This is a genomic window from Streptomyces crystallinus, from assembly GCF_039521265.1.
In the GTDB taxonomy this organism is placed as follows: Bacteria; Actinomycetota; Actinomycetes; order Streptomycetales; family Streptomycetaceae; genus Streptomyces; species Streptomyces crystallinus.
Genome location: NZ_BAAACA010000061.1, coordinates 1 through 22,748, shown reverse-complemented (window position 1 = coordinate 22,748; position 22,748 = coordinate 1). Strand labels below are relative to the sequence as shown.

Annotated in this window: 22 protein-coding genes and 1 pseudogene; 12 read left to right on the top strand and 11 right to left on the bottom strand. The window is 73.0% G+C overall.

The features are described 5' to 3' along the window. Positions 1–186 precede the first annotated feature (186 nt). Complete coding sequence (locus ABD236_RS32210; protein ID WP_344080229.1) at positions 187–1,161, bottom strand: carbohydrate kinase family protein; 975 nt, start codon at positions 1,159–1,161, stop codon at positions 187–189. A 132-nt stretch (positions 1,162–1,293) separates the two neighbouring features. Here ABD236_RS32210 and ABD236_RS32205 point away from each other — a divergent pair, with 132 nt between their 5' ends. Together ABD236_RS32205 and ABD236_RS32200 are read left to right on the top strand one after the other, a co-directional pair. Beyond that, a complete protein-coding gene (locus ABD236_RS32205) occupies positions 1,294–1,509 on the top strand; it encodes a hypothetical protein (protein ID WP_344080226.1) in 216 nt (71 codons plus the stop codon). Positions 1,510–1,656: 147 nt separating this feature from the next. Further along, positions 1,657–3,177: a hypothetical protein gene (locus ABD236_RS32200; protein ID WP_344080223.1), complete on the top strand. Its 1,521-nt coding sequence runs from the start codon at positions 1,657–1,659 to the stop codon at positions 3,175–3,177. Positions 3,178–3,318: 141 nt separating this feature from the next. Here the strand turns inward: ABD236_RS32200 and ABD236_RS32195 are convergent, their stop codons facing one another. Beyond that, positions 3,319–3,675 carry a HesB/IscA family protein gene (locus tag ABD236_RS32195; protein ID WP_159692765.1) on the bottom strand — a complete coding sequence of 119 codons (357 nt, stop codon included), beginning with the start codon at positions 3,673–3,675 and terminating at the stop codon, positions 3,319–3,321. A gap of 332 nt (positions 3,676–4,007) precedes the next feature. On the opposite strand from ABD236_RS32195, the gene nadA reads away from it, so the two are divergent. Further along, the gene (nadA, locus tag ABD236_RS32190; RefSeq protein ID WP_344080217.1) at positions 4,008–5,195 is read left to right on the top strand and encodes a quinolinate synthase NadA; all 1,188 of its coding nucleotides are present in this window, start codon (positions 4,008–4,010) and stop codon (positions 5,193–5,195) included. Positions 5,196–5,548: 353 nt separating this feature from the next. On the opposite strand, the gene ABD236_RS32185 is transcribed toward nadA, so the two are convergent. The 4 genes from ABD236_RS32185 to ABD236_RS32170 form a co-directional block, all read right to left on the bottom strand. Then, positions 5,549–6,238: a response regulator gene (locus ABD236_RS32185; protein ID WP_344080214.1), complete on the bottom strand. Its 690-nt coding sequence runs from the start codon at positions 6,236–6,238 to the stop codon at positions 5,549–5,551. Then, entirely contained in the window at positions 6,235–7,518 is a 1,284-nt protein-coding gene (locus tag ABD236_RS32180) for a sensor histidine kinase (RefSeq protein WP_344080210.1), read from the bottom strand. The genes ABD236_RS32185 and ABD236_RS32180 overlap by 4 nt, the downstream gene beginning before the upstream one ends. 141 nt (positions 7,519–7,659) lie before the next feature. Further along, positions 7,660–7,938 (bottom strand): PspA-associated protein PspAA, encoded by a 279-nt coding sequence (gene pspAA / locus ABD236_RS32175; protein ID WP_344080207.1) that lies wholly within the window; start codon positions 7,936–7,938, stop codon positions 7,660–7,662. Positions 7,939–7,948: 10 nt separating this feature from the next. Beyond that, positions 7,949–8,818 carry a PspA/IM30 family protein gene (locus ABD236_RS32170; RefSeq protein ID WP_344080204.1) on the bottom strand — a complete coding sequence of 290 codons (870 nt, stop codon included), beginning with the start codon at positions 8,816–8,818 and terminating at the stop codon, positions 7,949–7,951. Between the two features lie 206 nt (positions 8,819–9,024). On the opposite strand from ABD236_RS32170, the gene ABD236_RS32165 reads away from it, so the two are divergent. From ABD236_RS32165 to ABD236_RS32150, 4 genes are all read left to right on the top strand, one after another. Beyond that, the gene (locus tag ABD236_RS32165) at positions 9,025–9,624 is read left to right on the top strand and encodes a DUF3043 domain-containing protein (protein ID WP_344080202.1); all 600 of its coding nucleotides are present in this window, start codon (positions 9,025–9,027) and stop codon (positions 9,622–9,624) included. Positions 9,625–9,683: 59 nt separating this feature from the next. Next, positions 9,684–10,418: a class I SAM-dependent methyltransferase gene (locus ABD236_RS32160; protein WP_344080235.1), complete on the top strand. Its 735-nt coding sequence runs from the start codon at positions 9,684–9,686 to the stop codon at positions 10,416–10,418. Positions 10,419–10,508: 90 nt separating this feature from the next. Then, on the top strand, positions 10,509–12,236 hold the full coding sequence (locus ABD236_RS32155) for an ABC transporter ATP-binding protein (RefSeq protein ID WP_344080232.1): 1,728 nt from the start codon (positions 10,509–10,511) through the stop codon (positions 12,234–12,236). A gap of 77 nt (positions 12,237–12,313) precedes the next feature. Continuing rightward, on the top strand, positions 12,314–13,414 hold the full coding sequence (locus ABD236_RS32150) for a S1C family serine protease (RefSeq protein WP_344080199.1): 1,101 nt from the start codon (positions 12,314–12,316) through the stop codon (positions 13,412–13,414). A gap of 96 nt (positions 13,415–13,510) precedes the next feature. Here ABD236_RS32150 and ABD236_RS32145 read toward each other — a convergent pair whose 3' ends face one another. After that, entirely contained in the window at positions 13,511–13,720 is a 210-nt protein-coding gene (locus ABD236_RS32145; RefSeq protein WP_344080196.1) for a hypothetical protein, read from the bottom strand. Between the two features lie 79 nt (positions 13,721–13,799). Here ABD236_RS32145 and ABD236_RS32140 point away from each other — a divergent pair, with 79 nt between their 5' ends. The 4 genes from ABD236_RS32140 to ABD236_RS32125 all read left to right on the top strand — a co-directional run bounded on the left by ABD236_RS32140 (position 13,800) and on the right by ABD236_RS32125 (position 18,726). Next, positions 13,800–14,987, top strand: a complete 1,188-nt coding sequence (locus tag ABD236_RS32140; protein ID WP_344080193.1) for a bifunctional adenosylcobinamide kinase/adenosylcobinamide-phosphate guanylyltransferase — start codon at positions 13,800–13,802, stop codon at positions 14,985–14,987. Positions 14,988–15,061: 74 nt separating this feature from the next. Beyond that, complete coding sequence (cobT, locus tag ABD236_RS32135) at positions 15,062–16,135, top strand: nicotinate-nucleotide--dimethylbenzimidazole phosphoribosyltransferase (RefSeq protein WP_344080190.1); 1,074 nt, start codon at positions 15,062–15,064, stop codon at positions 16,133–16,135. Positions 16,136–16,219: 84 nt separating this feature from the next. Next, positions 16,220–17,986 carry a phosphatidylglycerol lysyltransferase domain-containing protein gene (locus ABD236_RS32130; protein ID WP_344080187.1) on the top strand — a complete coding sequence of 589 codons (1,767 nt, stop codon included), beginning with the start codon at positions 16,220–16,222 and terminating at the stop codon, positions 17,984–17,986. Continuing rightward, the gene (locus tag ABD236_RS32125) at positions 17,983–18,726 is read left to right on the top strand and encodes a hypothetical protein (RefSeq protein ID WP_344080184.1); all 744 of its coding nucleotides are present in this window, start codon (positions 17,983–17,985) and stop codon (positions 18,724–18,726) included. Before ABD236_RS32130 ends, ABD236_RS32125 begins: the two co-directional genes overlap by 4 nt. Here the strand turns inward: ABD236_RS32125 and ABD236_RS32120 are convergent. Then, a complete protein-coding gene (locus tag ABD236_RS32120) occupies positions 18,675–19,433 on the bottom strand; it encodes a hypothetical protein (protein WP_344080181.1) in 759 nt (252 codons plus the stop codon). The genes ABD236_RS32125 and ABD236_RS32120 overlap by 52 nt on opposite strands. A gap of 93 nt (positions 19,434–19,526) precedes the next feature. Between ABD236_RS32120 and ABD236_RS32115 the strand changes: the two genes are divergently transcribed. Beyond that, positions 19,527–20,291 carry an adenosylcobinamide-GDP ribazoletransferase gene (locus ABD236_RS32115; protein ID WP_425544001.1) on the top strand — a complete coding sequence of 255 codons (765 nt, stop codon included), beginning with the start codon at positions 19,527–19,529 and terminating at the stop codon, positions 20,289–20,291. Between the two features lie 242 nt (positions 20,292–20,533). On the opposite strand, the gene ABD236_RS32110 is transcribed toward ABD236_RS32115, so the two are convergent. From ABD236_RS32110 to ABD236_RS32100, 3 genes and pseudogenes are all read right to left on the bottom strand, one after another. Then, positions 20,534–21,397, bottom strand: coding sequence for an endo alpha-1,4 polygalactosaminidase (locus tag ABD236_RS32110; RefSeq protein WP_344080175.1), 864 nt, complete (start codon positions 21,395–21,397; stop codon positions 20,534–20,536). Further along, on the bottom strand, positions 21,394–22,047 hold the full coding sequence (locus ABD236_RS32105) for a spherulation-specific family 4 protein (protein ID WP_344080172.1): 654 nt from the start codon (positions 22,045–22,047) through the stop codon (positions 21,394–21,396). Before ABD236_RS32105 ends, ABD236_RS32110 begins: the two co-directional genes overlap by 4 nt. 76 nt (positions 22,048–22,123) lie before the next feature. Continuing rightward, a pseudogene (locus tag ABD236_RS32100) lies at positions 22,124–22,748 on the bottom strand (hypothetical protein); the annotation flags it as partial.

Genomic DNA, 22,748 nt, shown 5'->3' with positions numbered 1-22,748 from the left:
CGCGGCCGCAGCGGGGCGGGCGGGACCGGAGCGGCGCGTCCCCCGCAGGACGAGCGGGTCGTGGGCGGAGCCGGAGCGGCGCGGGCGCAGCGGGGCGGGCGGTCGCGGGCGGGGCCGCGGCGGCGCCCAGGAATCGTGGGCGTCGCGGCGTGCGTGGGCGCCTCGCCGGAGCGAGGCGCGCCCGCGTCAGCCCAGGTGTGCGCGGACCTCGTCCGCCGCGTCCACCCCGTACGCCTTCGTGAAGCGGTCCATGAAGTGGGCGCGCTTCAGCTGGTACTCCTGGGTGCCCAGCGTCTCGATCACCAGCGTGGCCAGCATGCAGCCGACCTGCGCCGCCCGCTCGTGGCCGACGCCCCAGGACAGGCCGGACAGGAAGCCCGCGCGGAACGCGTCGCCGACGCCGGTCGGGTCGACCTTCGCGTCCTCCTCCGGGCAGCCCACCTCGATCGGGTCCTCGCCGACCCGCTCGATGCGCACACCGCGCGAGCCGAGGGTGGTGACCCGGTAGTCGACCTTCCCCAGGATCTCCGCGTCGCTCCAGCCGGTCTTGGACTCGATGAGCCCCTTCTCGTACTCGTTGGAGAAGAGGTACTTCGCGCCTTCCAGGAGCGTACGGATGTCGTCGCCGGACATCCGGGCGATCTGCTGCGAGAAGTCCGCCGCGAACGGGATCGCGCGCGTCTTGCACTCCTCGGTGTGGCGGAGCATCGCCTCGGGGTCGTCGGCGCCGATCAGCACCAGGTCGAGGCCGCCCACGCGCTCGGCCACCGACTGGAGCTCGATCTGGCGGGCCTCGCTCATCGCGCCCGTGTAGAAGGAGCCGATCTGGTTGTGGTCGGCGTCCGTGGTGCACACGAAGCGGGCGGTGTGCAGGACCTCGGAGATACGGACCGAGTTCGTGTCCACCCCGTGCCGGTCCAGCCAGGCCCGGTACTCGTCGAAGTCGGAGCCCGCGGCCCCGACGAGGATCGGGCCGGTGCCGAGCTGGCCCATGCCGAAGCAGATGTTCGCGCCCACACCGCCCCGGCGCACGTCGAGGTTGTCGACGAGGAAGGAGAGGGAGACCGTGTGCAGCTGATCGGCGACCAGCTGGTCGGCGAATCGGCCGGGGAAGGTCATGAGGTGGTCGGTGGCGATGGAGCCGGTGACTGCGATACGCACGGCTAGGACACTCCTGCGTGGAGGACTGTTGACAGTTAACGCTACCGGGTCGCGAGGGCTCCCCTGAAGGGCGGAAACTACCCAATAGTAGGCCTTTTTTCGCATGGTTCCCGCTGCCTACGGTGCGGAAGTATGGAAACCATGAAGCGCACCGGGAACGTCACGCCGGCCGCCACGGCCGAACCGAGCCTCGCCGAGCTGCGCGGCGCCTGCGCCCGTATGGCCCCCCACTGGGTGGTCCCGGCAACCGTCGCGCCCGCGCCCGTGCCACCCTCCCGGATCCACGGGGTGTCCGTGCCGCCGGACTCGGTCGAACTCATCGCCGGTATGTCCGAGTACGGCGACTGAAACCGGGCCGGGACCGCTCCCGGGGGCGGCCCCGGCGGGACCCGGACGACGGGACAGCGCGCGGAGGGAACCGCGCGCTCCCCCGCTCCGTCCAAGGCGTGTCCCCCGTAAAGGGGATGCGGCATACGACTGGACAGGAGCGATGCGGTGAGCAGCGAGCACACGCAGGAAGAGTCGCCACAGGGGCGGACGCGACGGTCCCCGTTCGTCCTCGCCACGGTCGCGGCGGCGGTGCTGGTCGCGGGCGGCGGCGGCGCGTACTGGGCGTCCACCGCCTCGGGCGGCTCGCCCGCCGCGGACGGGAAGGCCGGCGCGGGCGCGGACCCCAGTCCGCCGCCGATCGGCCTGGACAGCGGCAGGGAGGGCATCGCCCCCGGCGAACCGGACCCCAACGGCGTGGTCTACCGCGCCGAGGGGAAGCTGCCCGACGGCCCGGCGAAGGCGGCGGTGTACCGCCCGGGCGGCACGGTCGGCGAGGCCGAGGTGGCGAAGCTGGCGAAGGCCCTGGGGATCGACGGGCCGCCGCGCCTGGAGGGCGCCGTCTGGAAGGCCGGGATCACCAAGGACGGCGGCGGTCCGGTGCTGACGGTCAACCAGAAGGCGCCGGGCAGTTGGACGTTCGCCCGGCACGGCATGGGCGGCACGGACAACTGCCCCAAGGGCAGCAAGTGCCCCATGCACACCACCGGCCAGGGCGTGGCCCCGGGTGAGCACGACCCCACCGGCCACGGCTCCGCGCCCGACGAGCGGACCGCCAAGGCCGCGGCCGCGCCCGTGCTGAAGGCGCTGGGCCAGGACGACGCCAAGCTGGACGCCTCCCAGCTGATGGGCGCGGCCCGGGTGGTGAACGCGGACCCGGTGATCGGCGGTCTGCCCACGTACGGCTGGACGACCGGCATCCAGGTCGGATCGGGCGGGCAAGTGGTCGGCGGCAGCGGCCAGTTGAAGGCGCCGGACAAGGGCGCCACCTACCCCGTGCTGAGCGCCGAGGAGACGCTGAAGCAGCTGAACGGTTCGGGCGGCGGGCGCCCCGCGCCCAAGGACTGCACGGGCCCGGTGCCGCTGGAGGACCAGCCGCAGGGCGAGCCCACCCGTGGCAAGCTGCCGAGCGACCCGCAGCGCAAGCTGCCCAGTGACCCCCAGGGCAACATCCAGCACCAGCCCTGCAAGCAGGGCACGCCCTCCACGGTGACCGTCGACAAGGCGGTGTTCGGGCTCTCCGCGCAGTACGTGGACGGGCAGCAGGTGCTCGTGCCGTCCTGGCTGTTCCAGGTGAAGCCGACCGGCGCCGACCGGCCGGTCACGGTCACCGCCCCCGCGCTGCCCGAGAAGTACCTGGCGAAGCCGCCGGCGCCGCCCGGCACCGCGCTGCCGACGCCGTCCGGCACCTCACCGGCCGGCCACCAGGCCCTGATCTCGTACGCGATCGGCCAGGACGGCCGGACGCTGGCCGTGACCTTCTGGGGCGGGATCTGCGACAGCTACGCGGCGACGGCGGACGAGAGCGGCACCGAGGTCCGGGTGACGGTGGGCGTCGCCCACCACGACCCCAAGAAGATCTGCGCCATGGTCGCCAAGAAGGAGACGGTCTCGGTGGCGCTGCACCAGGGCCTCGGGGCGCGCCGGGTGGTGGACGCCAACACCGGGCAGGCACTGCCGAAGGGCTGAGCCGGGCCGTACGGTCTCGCGTGACCGTCCGTACGCAACCGGCCATACGTAACCGTCCGTACGCACGACGAAGGCGGGCACCCCCGGGTGGGGGCGCCCGCCTTCGATGTCGCGGCCAGGCGCGCGGTTCAGCTGCGCGGCTTAGCTGAAGGAGTCGCCGCAGGCGCAGGAGCCCGTCGCGTTCGGGTTGTCGATCGTGAAGCCCTGCTTCTCGATGGTGTCCACGAAGTCGATCGAGGCGCCGCCCAGGTACGGAGCGCTCATGCGGTCGGTGACGACCTTCACGCCGTCGAAGTCCTTGACGACATCGCCGTCGAGCGAGCGCTCGTCGAAGAAGAGCTGGTAGCGCAGGCCGGAGCAGCCGCCGGGCTGGACGGCGACGCGCAGCGCCAGGTCCTCCCGGCCTTCCTGGTCAAGGAGGGCCTTGACCTTGGCCGCGGCGGCGTCGGACAGGAGGATGCCGTCGCTCACAGTGGTGGTCTCGTCCGATACGGACATCTGCTTCTCTCCCGGGTTGTACGGAGACTGCTTGCCGACGGTTGCAACCGGCGGGGCGCCGGATTCATTCCGGGCCGTGCATGAGCCTCGGCCGTACCGGGGCTCTCCTTCATGCTCGCACACCCGGGCGCGGGCGGGAAAAGGCCTGGGGAAAACCTCGGGTGGAGGTAACGGGCGGGGCGGTCGCCGGGGACGGGCGCGGGCGGGTGTGGCCGCCCGGCGGGAGCGAAGGGGATGTGTCACATCGACGCTATGGCCATCGTCAAACTGACGTGAAGCAGTTATGATAGATAGCGTCATTTAGACGAAAACTCGTCTGCAGAAGAGAAAGGGTGCGTGACGTGACCACCGCCCAGCCCCTGGATGTCCAGCCCTCGCCGCTCGCCCTGCTGCTGCTCGGCCGCGAGGCCGACCCGAAGAGCGAGCGCGGCGTGGACTGCCCCGGCGACCTGCCGTCCCCGTCCGACCCGGACCTGGTGGCGCGCGCCCGCGCGGCCAAGGAGAAGCTCGGGGACAAGGTCTTCGTGCTCGGCCACCACTACCAGCGCGACGAGGTCATCCAGTTCGCCGACGTCACCGGTGACTCCTTCAAGCTGGCCCGGGACGCCGCCGCGAAGCCGGAGGCCGAGTACATCGTCTTCTGCGGTGTGCACTTCATGGCCGAGTCCGCGGACATCCTGACCTCGGACGACCAGAAGGTCGTGCTGCCCGACCTGGCCGCCGGCTGCTCGATGGCCGACATGGCCACGGCCGAGCAGGTCGCCGAGTGCTGGGACGTGCTGACCGAGGCGGGGATCGCCGAGCAGGTCGTGCCCGTCTCGTACATGAACTCCTCCGCCGACATCAAGGCCTTCACAGGCAAGCACGGCGGCACCATCTGCACCTCCTCCAACGCCAAGAAGGCGCTGGAGTGGGCGTTCGAGCAGGGCGAGAAGGTGCTCTTCCTGCCGGACCAGCACCTGGGGCGCAACACGGCCGTCCGCGACATGGGGATGTCGCTGGAGGACTGCGTGCTCTACAACCCGCACAAGCCGAACGGCGGGCTCACCGCGGAGGAGCTGCGCGCGGCGAAGATGATCCTGTGGCGCGGGCACTGCTCGGTGCACGGGCGGTTCTCGCTGGACTCGGTCAACGACGTACGGGAGCGCATCCCCGGCGTGAACGTGCTGGTGCACCCCGAGTGCAGGCACGAGGTCGTCGCGGCGGCGGACTACGTCGGCTCGACGGAGTACATCATCAAGGCGCTGGAGGCCGCGCCGCGCGGGTCGAAGTGGGCCATCGGCACGGAGCTGAACCTGGTGCGGCGTCTGGCGAATCGATTCGCCGAGGAGGACAAGGAGATCGTCTTCCTCGACAAGACGGTCTGCTTCTGCTCGACGATGAACCGGATCGACCTGCCGCACCTGGTGTGGACGCTGGAGTCGCTGGCGGACGGGAAGCTGGTGAACCAGATCCAGGTGGACCCGGAGACGGAGAGCTTCGCGAAGCTGGCTCTCGAGCGCATGCTGGCACTGCCGTAGGTGCAGGTGCCCGGGCTTTGTCTGCGGGTGAGTGGCCGGTTGCTCGCGCAGTTCCCCGCGCCCCTTTTTCGGCCCGGAGTTCGTCTGCGGGCCGGTGGCCTCTTCTCGCGCAGTTCCCCGCGCCCCTAAAAGCCTGTGGCTGAGCTGAGTTCCCAGGCTGCCGGGGACTACCTAAGGGGCGCGGGGAACTGCGCGAGAAGCGGCCACTCGGCCGCAGACGAGGACCGGGCCCAGAAGGGGCGCGGGGAACTGCGCGACCAGCCCACCACACACCCGCAGACAAAGGCCGGGCACAACAGGGGCGCGGGGAACTGCGCGAGCAACCCACCACGCACCCGCAGGTGAAGGCCGGGCTATTCGACCCGGGGGCGTACCAGGCCCGACTCGTAGGCGATGACCACCAGTTGGGCCCGGTCGCGCGCACCCAGTTTGGCCATGGCCCGGTTGACATGGGTCTTGACCGTGAGCGGGCTGACCACCAGCCGTTCGGCGATCTCGTCGTTGGACAGGCCCCCGGCCACCTGCACCAGAACCTCCCGCTCCCGGCCCGTGAGGGCCGCCAGGCGTTCCGCGTGGGCGCCCGGCGGCTCGCCGGAGCCGTCCCAGCTGCCGCCCTGGGCGAGGAAGCTGGCGATGAGGCCCTTGGTCGCCGCGGGCGAGAGCAGCGCCTCCCCGGCCGCCGCGATCCGGATCGCGTTCAGGAGCTCGTCCGGCTCGGCGCCCTTGCCCAGGAACCCGGAGGCCCCCGCCCGCAGCGACTGCACCACGTACTCGTCGACCTCGAAGGTCGTGAGCATCACCACGTGCACATCGGCGAGATCCGGGTCCGCGCTGATCATGCGGGTCGCGGCGAGCCCGTCCGTACCGGGCATCCGGATGTCCATCAGCACCACGTCGGCCCGGGTGGCGCGGGCCACGGCGACCGCCTCGGCCCCGTCCGACGCCTCGCCCACCACGTGCATCCCCGGCTCGGAGTCGACGAGGACGCGGAAGGCGGAGCGCAGCAGCGCCTGGTCGTCCGCGAGTACCACCCTGATCGTCATGCGCTGCCTTCCCCCGGTCCCTCGGCCGCCCGCACGGCGTCGGCCGCCTTGCGGGGCCCCGCCGTACGGGCCGAATCGGCCGTCTTGACCGGCAGTATCGCCTGCACCCGGAAGCCGCCGCCGTAGCGGGGCCCCGCCGTGCAGGTGCCGCCGAGCGCGCTGACGCGTTCACGCATCCCGAGCAGACCGTGGCCGCCACCGTCTCCCCCGGCGGCGCCGTCGCCCGTGCCGGTGCCGTTGTCGATGATCGTGACCTCGGTGTTCGGCCCCACCCGCACCACGCTGACCTCGGCCTTCGCGTCGGGACCCGCGTGTTTGCGTACGTTGGTGAGCGCTTCCTGGATCACCCGGTACGCGGCGAGGTCGACGGCCGCCGGGAGCCCCGCGCGTACGGCCGGCTCGAGGGGCGCGAGCTCCACCGGGAGCCCGGCGCGGCGGAAGCCGCCGAGCAGGTCGTCCAGGAGCGCGAGGCCGGGAGCCGGTTCGGTGGGGGCCTCGGGGTCGCCGGACTGGCGCAGCAGGCCGACGGTGGCGCGCAGCTCGTTCAGCGCCGAGCGGCTGGCCTCGCGTACATGCGCCAGGGCCTCCTTGGCCTGGTCGGGGCGCTTGTCCATGACGTGCGCGGCCACCCCGGCCTGGACGTTGACCAGCGCGATGTGGTGGGCCACGACGTCGTGCAGATCGCGGGCGATGCGCAGCCGCTCCTCCGCGACCCGGCGCCGGGCCTCCTCCTCGCGGGTGCGCTCGGCGCGCTCGGCCCGCTCGCGGATGGACTCCACGATGGCCCGGCGGCTGCGGACCGCGTCGCCCGCGGTCGCGGCGAGGCCGGTCCAGGCGAGCACGGCGACGTTCTCCTGCGCGTACCAGGGCGCGTCCCCGAAGCACATCGCGGTCGCGGTGAGGACACCCATGGTGGTGATGCCGACCCGGTAGGTGGTGGCCCGGTCGGTGTGCGCGGCGACCGTGTACAGCGCGACGACGGGGGCGATCGCGATCGGGGCGGGCGAGTTCCCGGCGAGCAGGTCGGCGACGGTGACACCGCCGGTCAGCCCGAGCACCGCGAGCGGGTTGCGGCGGCGCAGCACCAGCGAGACGGCGCCGAGCACGGCGAGGACGAGCGCGGTCACACTCGGCGTCCTGGTCCCGAAGACGGGCCCGTTGGAGCCGTGGGGGTCGGCGAAGGAGCCGACGACCATGCAGACGAGGACGGCCCCGGCGAGAGCGGCGTCCCCGGCGAGGGGGTGGGCGCGGAGCCATCCGTGGATGCGGGCGAACGTCACGCCTCCATACGGTACGGGGCGCCGACCGGTCGGGGCTGCGCCCCGGACCCCCCTCTTCGTCTGCGGGCCGGTGGGGGCTGGTCGCGCAGTTCCCCGCGCCCCTGAAAGGGCCCTGCGGGCCCGTCCAAGGGGCGCGGGGTCTCAGCCCGGGATCAGCCCGTCGTCGCTGAGCATGTCCTTGACCTCGTCGAGCGTCGCGTCCTCGGCCGGGAGGATCAGCTCCGACGGCTCCAGGGCGTCGTCCGGGAGCGGCTCGCCCAGGCGGCGGACCGCGTCGAGGAGGGCGCCCAGGGTGCGGCGGAAGCCCTCTTCGTCCCCCGCCTCCATCTCCTCGAGGAGCTCGTCGTCCAGCTTGTTGAGCTCGGTGAAGTGGCTGTCCGCCAGCTTCACCTGGCCCTCCCCCATGATCCGCACGATCATGGCGACTCCTCTACTGCTTGTCGAAGCGGGGGGTCTGCTGCTGCGGACGGTCCTGCGGACCGGCGGTGCCGCCCTCGATGGCCTGCTGGCCGGACGTGCCGCCGGTGAGCTCGGCCTTCATCCGCTGCAGCTCCAGCTCTACATCCGTACCACCGGAGATGCGGTCGAGCTCGGCCTGGAGGTCGTCCTTCTGGAGGCCGGACTGGTCGTCGAGGGCGCCGGAGGCGAGCAGCTCGTCGATCGCGCCGGCCCGCGCCTGGAGCTGCGCGGTCTTGTCCTCGGCCCGCTGGATGGCCATGCCGACGTCGCTCATCTCCTCGGAGATGCCGGAGAAGGACTCGGCGATCCGGGTCTGCGCCTGGGCCGCCGTGTACGTCGCCTTGATCGTCTCCTTGCGGGTGCGGAAGGCGTCGACCTTGGCCTGGAGCCGCTGGGCCGCGAGGGTGAGCTTCTCCTCCTCGCCCTGGAGGGTCTGGTGCTGCGTCTCCAGGTCGGAGACCTGCTGCTGGAGGGCGGCGCGGCGGGACAGCGCCTCACGGGCCAGGTCCTCGCGGCCGAGCGCCAGAGCCTTGCGGCCCTGGTCCTCCAGCTTGGTGGACTGGCTCTGGAGCTGGTTCAGCTGCAGTTCGAGACGCTTGCGGGAGGTCGCCACGTCGGCGACGCCGCGGCGCACCTTCTGGAGCAGCTCCAGCTGCTTCTGGTACGAGTAGTCGAGGGTCTCGCGCGGGTCCTCGGCCCGGTCAAGGGCCTTGTTCGCCTTCGCGCGGAAGATCATCCCCATACGCTTCATGACACCGCTCATGGGCTTCGCGCGCCCCCTTCTGACGGACTCCAGCTCCAGCTGCTGCAACAGAACCCACAGTACGGGCCCTGCATCCATTACCGCACTGTTCGGGCGCGGATGCGGTCATCCCCAAGGACGACTGCGGGAGCGCCCGCTCCGGCGCAGGGAGTAGGTGACGGTCAGGGACCGGGCACTCACTTCCCGCTTCCGGGCCGGCGCACACCCCAGGTGACGCAAGGCGTTGCGGGATCGTTCCCCACCGGCCTGTGGTCCATGCCCGCGACCCCGTACCCTTGGTCTTTGTGTTCCGTAGCCGTTCCAACAACGAAGAGAAGGCCCCCACCGAGAAGGTGACGGCGGACCTCTCCAAGCAGCCCCGCGACCCCGAGGCCCCCAAGGGCAGGCCGACGCCGAAGCGCGCCGAGGCCCAGACCCAGCGCCGTCGGGCGTCGACCGTGCCGACCGACCGCAAGGAGGCCGCCAAGCGCCAGCGCGAGGTCCGCCGGACCGAGCTGGCCAAGCAGCGCGAGGCGCTCGCCAACGGCGACCAGCGCTATCTGCCGGCCCGCGACAAGGGTCCCGTGCGCAAGTTCGTGCGCGACTACGTCGACTCCCGCTTCTGCATCGCCGAGTTCTTCCTGCCGCTCGCCGTGATCATCCTGGTCCTCTCGATGGTCCGGATCGGCAGCCTGCAGAACATCGCGCTGCTGCTGTGGCTGGCCGTGATCGTGCTGATCGTGGTCGACTCCATCGGTCTGGCGTTCCGTCTCAAGAGGCAGCTCAAGGAGCGCTTCGCGGACGAGCCCACCAAGGGCGCGGTGGCGTACGGCCTGATGCGTACGCTCCAGATGCGTCGGCTGCGTCTGCCGAAGCCGCAGGTCAAGCGCGGGGAACGACCCTGAGCACGGACGTCGCCGCCTTCAGCGGCGCCTCCGGCAACTGGCTGAAGGGCCTGAGCGGGCTGCGCAACACCGTGCGCCAGGAGCTCGTGGCCCGTCAGCTCGACGAGCAGATAGCCGCCCGGTTCCCGGTGGGCCAGCGGCTGCGCGTCCTCGACGTCGGTACGGGCCAGGGCACCCAGGCCCTGCGCCTGGCCCGGGCCGGGCACACCGTGACCGGCCTGGAGTCCGACCCCGAGATGCTCCGGGTGGCCCGCGAGGCGCTGTCCACCGAGCCGGAGGGCATCCGCGAGCGGGTCCGGCTGATCGAGGGCGACGGCAACGAGACCGGGGTGCACTTCCTGCCCGGCTCCTTCGACGTGGTGCTCTGCCACGGCGTGCTGATGTACGTCCAGGAGCCCGACGCGATGCTGGCGGGGCTGGCCCGGATGCTGGCGCCCGGCGGGCTGCTCTCGCTGCTCGTACGGAACGCCGACGCGCTGGCGATGCGTCCGGGGCTGGCCGGGGACTGGGCCGGCGCCCTCTCGTCCTTCGACACGGACGCGTACACCAACCGGCTCGGGCTCGCCGTCCGGGCGGACCGGCTCGACACGTTGACGCGGACGCTGGACGGGATCGCGGCGCCGCTGCACGCGTGGTACGGGGTGCGGGTCTTCACCGACAACGTGCCCAACGGGATGCAGCTGCCCGCGGCGGACGAGCTCGACCGGCTGCTCGCGGCCGAGGACAAGGCCGGGCGCACCGATCCCTATCGGCGGGTTGCCGCGCTGCTTCATCTGTGTGGGGTGCGGGGGTAGTAGGGCGCCCCGGAACATCTGCTCGGGGGTCAGGTTGACGGGCCTCTTTTACGTCCTTCCTGTGTGACCACTGACGACTCCCCCTCCAAAATGTCCGCCCGGGACACCTGGCGAGCCCTCTACCGGCACTTCCGGCCGCATCGCGGCACCGTCGCGCTCGGGGCGCTGCTGACCCTGGTGGGAGCCGCCACCGGGCTCGCCCAGCCACTGGCCGCCAAGGCGCTGGTGGACCGGCTCGGCGGGGACGAGCCGATCGCCGGTGTGCTCGTCCTGCTGACCGCGCTCGTGGTGCTCGGCACCGTCGTGGAGTCGTTCGGGGCGTACGTCCTGGAGCGCACCGCCGAGTCCGTGGTCCTCGCCGCCCGGCGGACCCTCATCGGGCGGCTGCTGCGGCTGCGGCTGTCCGAGGTCGAGCGGCTGCCGCCGGGCGACCTGATGTCCCGGGTGACCTCCGACACCACGCTGCTGCGGGCGGTCACCACCCAGTCCGTCGTCTCGGCCGCCACCGGCGGGCTCACCTTCCTCGCGACCATCGCGATGATGGCGTACATGGACGCCGTGCTCCTGGGCGTGACGCTCGGCGTGATCGTGCTGATCGGCTCGGCGGTGGCCCTGGTGATGCCGCAGATCTCCCGGGCCACCGCGCGGGCGCAGGAGTCGGTGGCGCGGATATCCACCGTCCTGGAGCGGGCGTTCGGCGCCTTCCGCACGGTCAAGGCCTCCGGCGCCGAGGAGCGCGAGACGGCGGTGGTGGACGCGGCCGCCCGGGAGGCCTGGCGGCACGGGGTGCGCTCGGCCAAGTGGCAGTCGCTGGCCGGGACTTCGGTCGGGCTCGCGGTGCAGGTGTCGTTCCTGGCGGTGCTCGGCATCGGCGGGGCGCGGGTCGCCTCGGGGGCGATCTCGGTCTCCACGCTGGTCGCGTTCCTGCTGTTCCTGTTCTATCTGATCGACCCGGTCTCCAAGCTGGTGCAGGCGGCCACGCAGTACCAGGTGGGCTCGGCCGCGATCGCCCGGATCGAGGAGGCCGAGCAACTGGCGGCCGAGGAGCCCTCGGCGGCGCCCGCCGCGCCCGCCGCCGGGCCCGCCTCGGTGGTCTTCGAGGACGTCACCTTCCGCTACCGCGACGACCTCCCGTACGTCCACCACGGGGTCTCCTTCGAGGTGCCGGGCGCCGGGATGACCGCCTTCGTGGGGCCCTCGGGCGCGGGCAAGACGACCGTCTTCGGCCTGGTCGAGCGGTTCTACGAGACGAGCGGCGGCCGGATCCTGATCGACGGCCGGGATGTGCGCGACTGGCCGCTGGCCGAACTGCGCGCCGCCATCGGCTATGTCGAGCAGGACTCCCCCGTGCTGGCCGGGACCGTCCGCGAGAACCTGGTCTTCGGCGCTCCGGACGCCACCGACGCGGAGATCGCCGAGGTGCTCGTACGGGCGAAGCTGGACGCGGTGGTGGAACGGCTGCCGGACGGGCTCGAGACGGTCGTGGGGCACCGGGGGTCCAAGCTGTCGGGCGGCGAGCGCCAGCGCGTGGCGATCGCCCGGGCGCTGCTGCGCCGGCCCCGGCTGCTGCTCCTGGACGAGGCCACCTCCCAGCTGGACGCGGTCAACGAGCTGGCGCTGCGCGACGTGGTCGCCGAGGCCGCCCGGGAGACCACCGTCCTGGTGGTGGCGCACCGGCTGTCCACGGTGACGCTGGCGGACCGGATCGTGGTGATGGAGGCGGGCCGGGTACGGGCCGTGGGCACCCACGCCGAGCTGGTGGCCCGGGACCCGCTCTACGGGGAGCTGGCGGCGACCCAGTTCCTGGCGACGGCCTGAGCCCCGATCAGGCCGTCCCGACCTGTTCGGACCGCCGTGGGAGGCCGGCGCGCGGGGCCGGGGCAATACTGCGGACCATGGATGGATCCGTGACCCGCGGCCGGCCGCGCCGGCTGCCGCTCCCCGTGGCGGCGGCCCTCGCCGCCGCCCTGCTGGCCGGCTGCTCCGGCTCCGGCTTCCAGGTGTCCCACTCCTCCGCGGCCCAGGCCAACGCGGCCGCGCCGAAGAGGGCCGAGGCGGCCCGCCGGGCGGACGGCAACGGTCTCCAGGCCGACTACGAGCGGGTGATCAAGGACGTGCTGCCGTCGGTCGTCCAGATCGACGCGGCCAACAGCCTGGGCTCCGGCATCGTCTACGACGCCCAGGGGCACATCGTCACCAACGCCCATGTGGTGGGCGGCGAGAAGACCTTCAAGGTGTCCACCGCCACCGGCGGCGGCGCGATCACCGCGAAGCTGGTGGCGGCCTATCCCGAGCAGGACCTCGCGGTGATCAAGCTGGACTCGGTGCCGAAGGGGCTGAAGCCCGCCAGATTCGGCGACTCCTCGAAGGTCGCGATGGGCCAGATCGTGCTGGCCATGGGCTCGCCGCTGGGGCTGTCCAGCAGCGTCACCCAGGGCATCGTCTCGGCGACCGGCCGGACGGTGACCGAGAGCAGCGCGGGCGGCGGCACCGGCGCCACCATCGGCAACATGGTGCAGACCTCGGCGGCGATCAACCCCGGCAACAGCGGCGGCGCGCTGGTCAACCTGGACAGCGAGATCATCGGCATCCCCACGCTGGCCGCGACCGACCCGGACATGGGCGGCAGCGCGGCCCCGGGCATCGGCTTCGCCATCCCGGTCTCGATGGTGAAGACGGTCGCGGACCAGATCGTGAAGAGCGGCAAGGTGACCGACTCGGGCCGGGCGGCCCTGGGGGTGACCGGCCGTACTGTGGTCGACTCGGACTACCGGCCCGCGGGCGTCGCGGTCGTCGAGGTGAAGCGGGGCGGCGCGGCCGACAAGGCGGGGCTGCGGGCCGGGGACGTGATCACCCGGCTCGGCGAGAGCGAGGTCGGCACGATCACCTCGCTGTCGGAGGCGCTGGCCGCCGACAAGCCGGGCCAGACCCTCCAGGTCACCTACAGCCGCGGCGGCTCGGTGCGGACCGCTCTGGTCACCCTCGGCGAGATCTGACGCGATCGGGGCCGCCGCCGCGCGCCCGGCGCACGGCGGCGCCCGCGGACCCCTCGGGTCCCCGGGCGCCGCCCCGTGCGTCCGTGCGTCGGCGCGTCAGGGCGCGTCGGCGTGCAGGCTCATCGGGCCGTAGATCTTCTTGCTGTCGTCGAACAGGTGCACCTGGTCCGCCCCGCCCTCCAGCAGGTCCTTCCAGACCTCACCGATCCAGGACTCCGCGTCGCCCTGGGTGGTGAACTCCTCCGGCGCCACCGCCGGCTCGACCTCCGTCCCGTCGGACTTCTCGAATCGCCACGTCCACGCCATGTGCGCCTCCCGGGTCACGTTGCTGCCCGCAGCGTATCCGGGCGCGCACCGGCCGCGGTGACGCGGGAGGATCGTCTTCGTGGAACTGACTCTCCTCGGCACCGGGGCCCCCACCGGGCTGCCGCGCCCCGACTGCCCCTGCGCCGCGTGCGCCTCGGCCCGCGGCGACCAGGCGCGCGCCGCGACCGCCCTGCTCGTCGACGGCGCCCTGCTGCTCGACCTGACCCCGGGGGCCGCGCTGGCCGCCGCCCGGGCCGGGCACTCGCTCACGGGCGTACGGCAGGTCCTGCTCACCCATCCGCACGACGGGCCCGCGGTGGAGCTGCCGCCCGGGCTGCCGTCGGCCGGGCGGGTGCCGGACGGCCGGGTGCTGACCCTGATCAGCGGGCACCGGGTGCGGGCCGTGCCGATGGACGCGCCGGGCACCGGGTACGAGGTGACCTCGCCGGAGGGCCAGCGGCTGCTGTATCTGCCGCCGGGCGGGGCGCCGTCGGGGATGGCCGCGGCCTCGCCCCCGTACGACATGGTGGTCTGCGACGTCCTGGGGCGCCCGGACGCGCTGGCGCGGCTGCGGGCGGCGGGTGCGGTGGGGCCCGCCACCGACGTGGTGGCCGCGCACATCGACCACGACGTGCCGCCGGGCCGCGAGCTGGTGCGCCGGCTCGCGGCGGCCGGGGCGCGCGCGGTGCCGGACGGGACGACCCTGATCGTCGGGGAGTACCACGCGGTGCCCGATCTGCCGCGCCGCACCCTGGTGCTGGGCGGTGCGCGCTCGGGCAAGTCGGTGGAGGCTGAGCGCCGTCTGGAGGGCTTCCCGGAGGTCGTGTACGTGGCGACGGGCGGCACCCGGGAGGGCGATCCGGAGTGGGCGGCGCGGGTCGGGCTGCACCGCGACCGGCGGCCGGGCGCCTGGCGCACCGAGGAGACATGCGAGCTGGTGCCGCTGCTCGCCTCCCCGGGGCCCGCGCTCCTGGTGGACTGTCTGTCGCTGTGGCTGACCGACGCGATGGACCGGGCCGGGGCCTGGGAGGAGGAGAAGCTGCCGCAGGAGGTGCGGGAGCGGGTGGCGGAGCTGGTCGCGGCGGTCCGGGCGACCTCCAGGACCGTGGTGTTCGTCAGCAACGAGGTGGGCTCCGGAGTGGTGCCCGCGACCCGCGCCGGACGGGTCTTCCGGGACGAGCTCGGCAGGCTCAACGCGGCGGTGGCGGCGGAGTGCGAGCACGTCCTGCTCGTGGTCGCCGGGCAGGCCCTGGTGCTGCGCGGCTGAGTCCCGGGGCCCGGGGGCCGGATCTTGCCGCACCACCGGTGGGACGGCCCTGCGCTGCCGGTACTGTTCAGCGAATGAGCAGGCTGAATCTCGACGACTTCTCCGATCTGATCGAACGCCCCGACAGCGGTGTGCGGCGTGACGCCGAGGAACGCCGGGAGCGGCTGACCGTGCCGTCCGGCGCGCTCGGCCGGCTCGACGAGCTGGGCGAGTGGCTGTCCGCCGCGCAGGGCGCGGTTCCGGTCAGACCCATCGAGCACCCGCGGGTGATCCTCTTCGCCGGTGACCACGGCGTCGCCGAGCTGGGCGTCTCGGCCCGTCCGGCGGGCTCCGCGCACACCCTGGTGCGGGCCGTGCTGGAGGGCGCGGGCCCCGTCTCCGTACTGGCCCGGCGCCTCGGCGCGCCCGTGCGGGTCGTCGACGCGGGTCTGGACTGCGACCCCGCGCTGCTTCCCGAGGAGGTCGTACGGCACCGGGTGCGGCGCGGCAGCGGGCGTATCGACATCGAGGACGCGCTGACCGTCGAGGAGGCGGAGGCGGCCGTACGCCTGGGGACGCGGATCGCCGACGAGGAGGCCGACTCCGGGACCGACCTGGTGGTGCTCGGCGACCTCAGCGTCGGCGGCACCACCGCCGCGGCCACCCTGATCGCGGCGCTCTGCGGCACCGACGCCTCGGTGGTCACCGGGCGCGGCGGGGCCACGATCGACGACCTGGCGTGGATGCGCAAGTGCGCGGCGATCCGGGACGCGCTGCGCCGGGCGCGGCCGGTTCTGGGCGACCAGCTGGAGCTGCTGGCGGCCGTCGGCGGTGCCGACCTTGCCGCGGCCACCGGTTTTCTGCTTCAGTGCGCGGTGCGCCGAATGCCGGTCATCCTCGACGGGGTGGTCTCCTCGGCCTGCGCGCTGGTCGCCCAACGGGCCGCCTTCCGGGCTCCGGACTGGTGGCTGGCGGGTCAGCTGAGCGGTGAGCCGGCCCAGTCCAAGGCTTTGGACCGGATGGCACTCAACCCTCTGCTCGATCACGGCGTCACTGTGGGTGAAGGAACCGGGGCCCTGCTCGCTCTCCCTCTCGTGCAGGCCGCCGCCGCCCTGGCCGCAGAGCTTCCCGAGCGCGCGGAGACCGAGGGAGATCGCGCCGAAGACTGAGCAGCGGCGCGGCCGGGCACCCGCCCGGCCGCGACCGCGACCGCCATGAGGCGCGATGTCCGATGCCCCATATGATCGCGTTTCATGGGAGAAGTCCGCTTGACCACCGAAGGTTTGACCCGGAGCACCGTCCGGTCGCGACGCAGTGCGGCATTCGCCGTCTGGTACCTGCGCGCCGTGACGTTCATCAACTTCCTGAGCGCCGTGTGGGTTTCCCTGGGCCAGGACCTTCGGCGTCACAACACGGACAACTATTTCACGCCGTACCTGCTGGACGCGGGGTTCGCCTCGGGCGTGTTCACGCTGTTCCTCGCGGTCACCATGCGCCGCCGCAAGCGTGCCGCCTGGATCCTCAACATGGTGCTCAGCAGCCTGGTCCTGCTGCTGTTCGCGTTCGTCATGGTCTTCCCGGAGATCCGGCAGTACGCGCAGAACTGGGTGTCCCTGGTGCTGACCGCCGCCTTCGTGCTCGCCCTGCTGCTCGGGCGCCGCGAGTTCTACGCCAAGGGCGACCGTGCCAACCCCCGGCTCGCGGCGGCCGTCGCGGCCGGCGGCCTGCTGGTCACCTCGCTGCTCGCCACGCTGCTGGTCTCGGTGACCAACACGTACGAGGGCAGTGAGCACTCCACGTTCCTGGAGCGCTGGCGGTACGGCGTGATGCGGCTGGTCTCGCTGGTCCCCGACGACCACGACATCAGCGGGATCGACACCCCGGGCTGGGTCAACGTGGCCATCAACGTGCTCTCCACGCTGCTGCTGATCGCCGTGATCTACGCGGCCTTCCGCAACCGCAAGGCCGTCGACCCGCTCTCCGTCGAGGACGAGGAGAAGCTGCGCGCGCTCCTGGACAAGCAGGGCGAGCGCGACTCGCTCGGCTACTTCGCGCTGCGCCGCGAGAAGAGCGTCATCTGGTCCCCCACCGGCAAGGCCGCCGTGGCCTACCGGGTGGTGGGCGGTGTCTCGCTGGCCTCCGGCGACCCGATCGGCGACCCCGAGGCGTGGCCCGGCGCGATCGAGCCGTGGCTGGCCGAGGCGCGCGAGCACGGCTGGACCCCGGCGGTGATGGGCGCCAGCGAGGAGGCCGGCACCATCTACGCCCGGCACGGCCTGGACGCGCTTGAGCTCGGCGACGAGGCGCTGGTGGAGACCGCCGACTTCACCCTGGACGGCCGTGCCATGCGGACCGTGCGCCAGGCGTACAACCGGGTGAAGCGTGCCGGGTACGAGGTGAGGATCCGCCGTCACGCGGACATTCCTGCCGATGAGATGAGCGAACTGCTGCGCAAGGCCGACGACTGGCGCGACGGCGCCACCGAGCGGGGCTTCTCCATGGCCCTGGGCCGCCTCGGCGACCCGGCGGACGGCCAGTGCGTGATGCTGGAGTGCACCGACGGCGAGGGCGCCCTGCGGGCCGTCCTGAGCTTTGTGCCGTGGGGGCCCAAGGGGCTCTCGCTGGACCTGATGCGCCGCGACCGCGACTCCGAGAACGGCCTGATGGAGTTCATGGTCATCGAGCTCCTCCAGCGCTCCAAGGAGATCGGGATCACTCAGGTCTCGCTGAACTTCGCCATGTTCCGCTCCGTCTTCGAACGTGGCTCGAAGCTCGGCGCGGGACCCGTGCTGAGGCTGTGGCGCTCGCTGCTCAGCTTCTTCTCACGCTGGTGGCAGATCGAGTCGCTGTACCGCGCCAACGCCAAGTACCGCCCCATCTGGGAGCCCCGCTTCATGCTCTTCGAGAAGTCCGCCGACCTGCCGCGCATCGGGATCGCCGCCGCGCGCGCGGAGGGCTTCCTGGAGGCGCCCGGGCTGCCCAAGTGGCTGCACCGCAAGCACCTGGAGTCCCAGAGGTGAAGGTCCCCCTCTCCCTGCCGAGCAACGGACCAGTACGTCGGTTCGTCCGGCGGGAGTGGGGCCCGCTCCTCCTGGCCGTCCGCTACGCGCTCTCCACCCAGCGCTGGCGGGCGGTCCCCATGACCCTCGGTGCGGTCGCGCTGACATCGTTGTTCCAGGTGGTGCAGAACCAGCCCTGGGGCTTTCGCCCGGTCCAGCTCATCGGCTCGGTGAAGGCCGAGGACGCGCTGTGGATCTCGCTGCTTCGCACCCCGCTCTCGCTGTTCGTCCCGGCCCTGGACCTGCCGGTCTGGGGCGCGCTCGCCCAGCTGCTGCTGGTGTTCGGGGTCGCCGAGATCTGCATCGGCCGCCGCCACACCCTGCTCATCGCCTACGCGGCGACGCTGGCCGGGACGATGTACGCGCGCGTGGGCATCGCGCTCGGCCCCGACAGCGTCCTGGGGCTGCCCGCCTCGGACGCCAAGATGGTCGACACCGGCCCCTCGGCGGCGGTGGTGGGGCTCGCGGTGTACGTGTGCTGGCGCTACCGGGCGTACTGGACGGCCGGGGTGGTGGTCGCGTCGATGGTCGGCGAGGTGCTGGTCAAGGACAACCTCGCGGGCAAGGAGCACCTCGCGGCGATCGTCGCGGTGGGCGTGCTGTGCTGGATCACCACGGTGCGCCAGAAGCGCCGCCGGGCCCGCGCCGGTCAGGGCCGGCGCACCGGCAGCCTGTCCGGGGCCCCGCCGATAAAGTCCTGAGCCCGGCGCCGCAGCCGCGTCCAGCGCCGGTCGTGCCGGTAGACGCGCATGGCGGAGCGGGCGCGGGCCCTCGCCCGCCTCCGGTAGAACCGGCGGGCCCACGGGGAGCCCGGCCGGGCCAGCCGGATCGCGGCGACGAGCGCCACGAACGGGACCAGCGTGCCCACCACGGCGAGCCGGAACTTGCCCTTGAAGAGCGCGATCAGCACGAAGCCGAAGTTGATCGTCAGGGTGAGGAGGAACGACGCCCGGTCGTGCTGCTCCTGCGCCGTCATGTCGTTGACGCCGAGCGGGGAGAACCCGCCGAGCGCCAGCAGCACCAGGGCGGCGGTCAGCACCACCACCTCGACGCTCTTGCGGCCCTGCTCGGTCCAGTAGACGTCGTCCAGGTGCAGGATCAGCGCGAACTCGTCGAGGACAAGACCCGCGCCGACCCCGAAGACCACCGCGAAGACGCCGGCGCCGACCCCGTGCCGCCCGCTGGCGACCGCGCCGAAGCCGCCCACCACGGTGAGGATCACCCCGGGCACCACATGGTGGATGTGCAGCCCGCCCGGGCTGATGTTGCGGAACGGGCCGCGCCCGGCCCGGATGAGCCGGGTGATCGTACGGGTGACGACGAAGGTCAGCACGAACGATCCCAGGGCGAGCAGCATCGGGAGTTTGCCCGGCTCGACGAAGTTCCGGTTGAACCAGCTCATGCCCATCCGACCTGAAGTGCGGGGTTGCACGCAATAAGGGCAATTTACCCCGGTGGGGACGGGGGCGGCGCCCGGGATACCCTGCGCCCGATGAATCCCATGGACGGCATACGTTTCGCCTTCGGCACGCTCACCGTGTTCCCGGTACGGGTCACCCGCTGGGACCGCGAGGCGGCCCGGTCCGGGATGCTCTGGGCTCCGCTGGCGGGCCTGGTGGTCGGCGCGTGCGCCGCCTCGGTGGGGGGCGGGTTCCTGCTCCTCGGCTCCGGCCCGCTGCTCGCGGCCGTGGCCACGGCGGCAGTCCCGGCCGTGCTCACCCGGGGGCTGCACCTGGACGGCCTGGCGGACGTGGCGGACGGCCTGGGCAGCGCGAAGCCGGCGGCGGACGCGCTGCGGATCATGAAGCAGTCGGACATCGGCCCGTTCGGGGTGCTGACCCTCGTCTTCGTCCTCCTGGGCCAGGTGGCCGCGCTGGCGGAGCTGTACGCGGCGGGGTGGGCGCGGGGTGCTGTCGCGGCCGTGGTGGCCGGGGTGACGGCCCGTCTGGCCCTCACCCTGGCCTGCCGCCCCGGGGTGCCCCCGGCCCGCCCGGACGGCCTGGGCGCGGCGGTGGCGGGCGCGGTGCCCTTGCGGGCGGCCGTGGGGGTGACGGTGCTGGCCGTGGCGGCGTGCGCGGCGGCCGGTTCGCTGCTGGGCCCCGGCCCGGCCCTGCACCACGCGGCGGCGGTCGCGGCGGGCCTGACGGCGGCCCAACTGCTGCTGGCGCACTGCGTGCGGCGCCTTGGCGGGGTGACGGGGGATGTGTTCGGGGCGGTGTCGGAGACGGCGACGACGACGGCGCTGGCGCTGGCGGCGCTGGGGTGATGGCCCGGCCCTTGTCTGCGGCTGAGTGGGTGGCTGGTCGCGCAGTTCCCCGCGCCCCTAGGTAGTACGGCCCGTTCGGGCGGAAACCCTCGTTCGTCTGCGGACCGTGGCCTCTTCTCGCGCAGTTCCCCGCGCCCCTAAAGGCCTGTGGCTGAGCTGGGTTCTCCGGCTGACCCCAACCCCCTAGGGGCGCGGGGAACTGCGCGAGCAAGCCACCACTCAGCCGCAGACAAGGGCCGGGCCTAGCAGGCCGCGCGCCACACCCCCAGTTCCAATTCCTTCCGCATGGAGCTGAGGCGCAGCTCCCGCGCCAGGGAGCAGAACCCCGCCGGAGCCTTGTCGTACTCGACGTGGAACACCGCCTTCCCGGCGCGAGTGAACGCGCCCAGCGCGTCACACTCGCCGAACTCCGCGCACTGCTCGTTCACCGCGAAGTCGAAGTCCCGCACCAGATCGGGGATCTGGTCGAGGTCGTTCTTCAGGCCGACCGCCAGCCCCCGGTCATGGGCGAGGCGGGCGATCAGGCGGTTGTACGCGAGTTGCTGCGCGCCCGAGAGCGGGAAGCCGGTCTCATTGGCGTAACCGTCCATGTTGTCCGGCTCGACCGCGTCGAAGCCCTTCTCGCGGCACATGTCGAACCGCTTGGCCATCAGCGGCCCCAGCACGTCCGTGCGGCGGACGTCGAGCCAGCGCTCGCCCTTCCAGCCGTTGCCCTTGCCGAGCACCGACTTGGGGAAGCGGGCCGCGTCGGGGCGGAAGTCCTCCCAGGCGCCGGTGGAGACGTAGCAGATGACCTTGCGTCCACGCCGGTGCAGATCGTCGACCTGCGCCTTGGAGACGTTGAAGCCGTCGACGTCGTACACCGGTACGTCCACCGTCGGGTCGAGCTTCCCGGTGAGCTGCCACTGCCAGGCGACACCGGGCCGTGGCTGCCAGCGCGAGGGCGTGGGCGCGGGCGAGGACGGGGACGGGGACGCGGACGGAACGGGCGCGCTGCTCGATTCGGTCGGGCTCGGTCGGTCGTCGTCGTCATCATCGGAGGAGGACGAGGAGCAGCCCGCCACCAACAGCAGTAGCAGGACCAGCGGCAGCGCGACGCGTCTCATCGGGCGGCCTCCACGAGGTGCGGCAGGGTGCCCCACGGGTGCGGTGCCTCGCCCGGCACCGCGCAGTGCACCGACGTGGTGGGCCGGGCGCCGGGCGGGGCCGCGTACACCAGGTGGCAGAAGCGCTCGGGCGGATGCCGCAGGGTCCACGCGGGGGCCCGCACCTCCCCGTACGTCGCCCATGTGCCCTCGTACGTGACGAGCAGATCGGCGAGTTCGGCGTACCCGGGGTCGGGGTGCGCCCCGTGGTTGAGGACCAGGGTGGCGGCCCCGGCCGCGCGCGCCGCGACCGAGAGCCGCCGGTAGTGCGCGAGCAGGGAAGGGGCGGTGGCCGCCTGGTCGAGGAAGGCGCCGTCGGCCCCGTACCAGTCGCGGTGGCGCAGGAGGTCGCGTACGACGTCGGCGTGCGGGCGGCGGCCGTAGTCCGTGTCCGCGTAGCCGAGGACGGCGACGCCGGCCTCCCGCAGCCGGGCGGCGGCCTCGGCGAACGCCGGGTGTGGGGCCTCCCCCGCGCCGCTGGCCGGGTTGAGCACCACCCCGTACAGCCGGGGCGCCGCCGCGATCAGCGCCTCCCAGGCGTCGGGCCGGTCGGCGGGGTGGTCGTAGAACGGGACCAGGAGGTCGCGTCCCGACGGGTGTGCGGGGTGCATGGTGTGCGTGTCTTCCGTCCCTGTGCGCGCGGCCGTCGCGGGCCCCGCTCCGTATCCGGTCATATCCGGGTGTCGGTCATACCCGGTGCGCCGTCGCCCGTCCCAGCAGCGCCGCCACCAGGGCGGCGAGCACCAGGGCCGCCACACCCGCCACCGCCGGTCCCACCGTACGCGGGTGGCCCGCCCCGGTCGCCAGGGCCAGCAGCTGCGCGCCGCCCGCCGCGCAGCACACGGCGGCGGCGCTGCGGACCGCCCCGAACGACTGGAGCAGCAGCGCGGTCCACAGGACCACCCCGGTGCACAGCAGCCCCACCAGCCGCAGCGCGCCGAGGTCGGGGGCGCCCGGCCACAGCAGTGTGCCGAGGACCGTGAGGGCGAGGAGCACGGCGAGGTACCCGCTCAGGCAGACCGCGACGGTGCCCACGGCGGCCCTGCGGAAGCCGTGCGCGGTGGTGCAGGCCCGCAGCCCAGCCAGGCTCTCGCTGCGGAACCGGTACAGCAGCCACTCGGCGGGCCCCATGCTCAGGGTGAGCGCCACCGCCGAGGGCGCGGCCACGGCGGACCCGGCCCCGTCGGCGAGCACGTCCCCGACGGCCGCGTAGAGCACCAGGACACCGGTGCCGAGGCCGAACAGCGCGTACGGGACGCAGTCGGCCGGCCGTGGGCCCGGCCGGCCGTCGGCCGCCGCCGCGCCGCCGCCC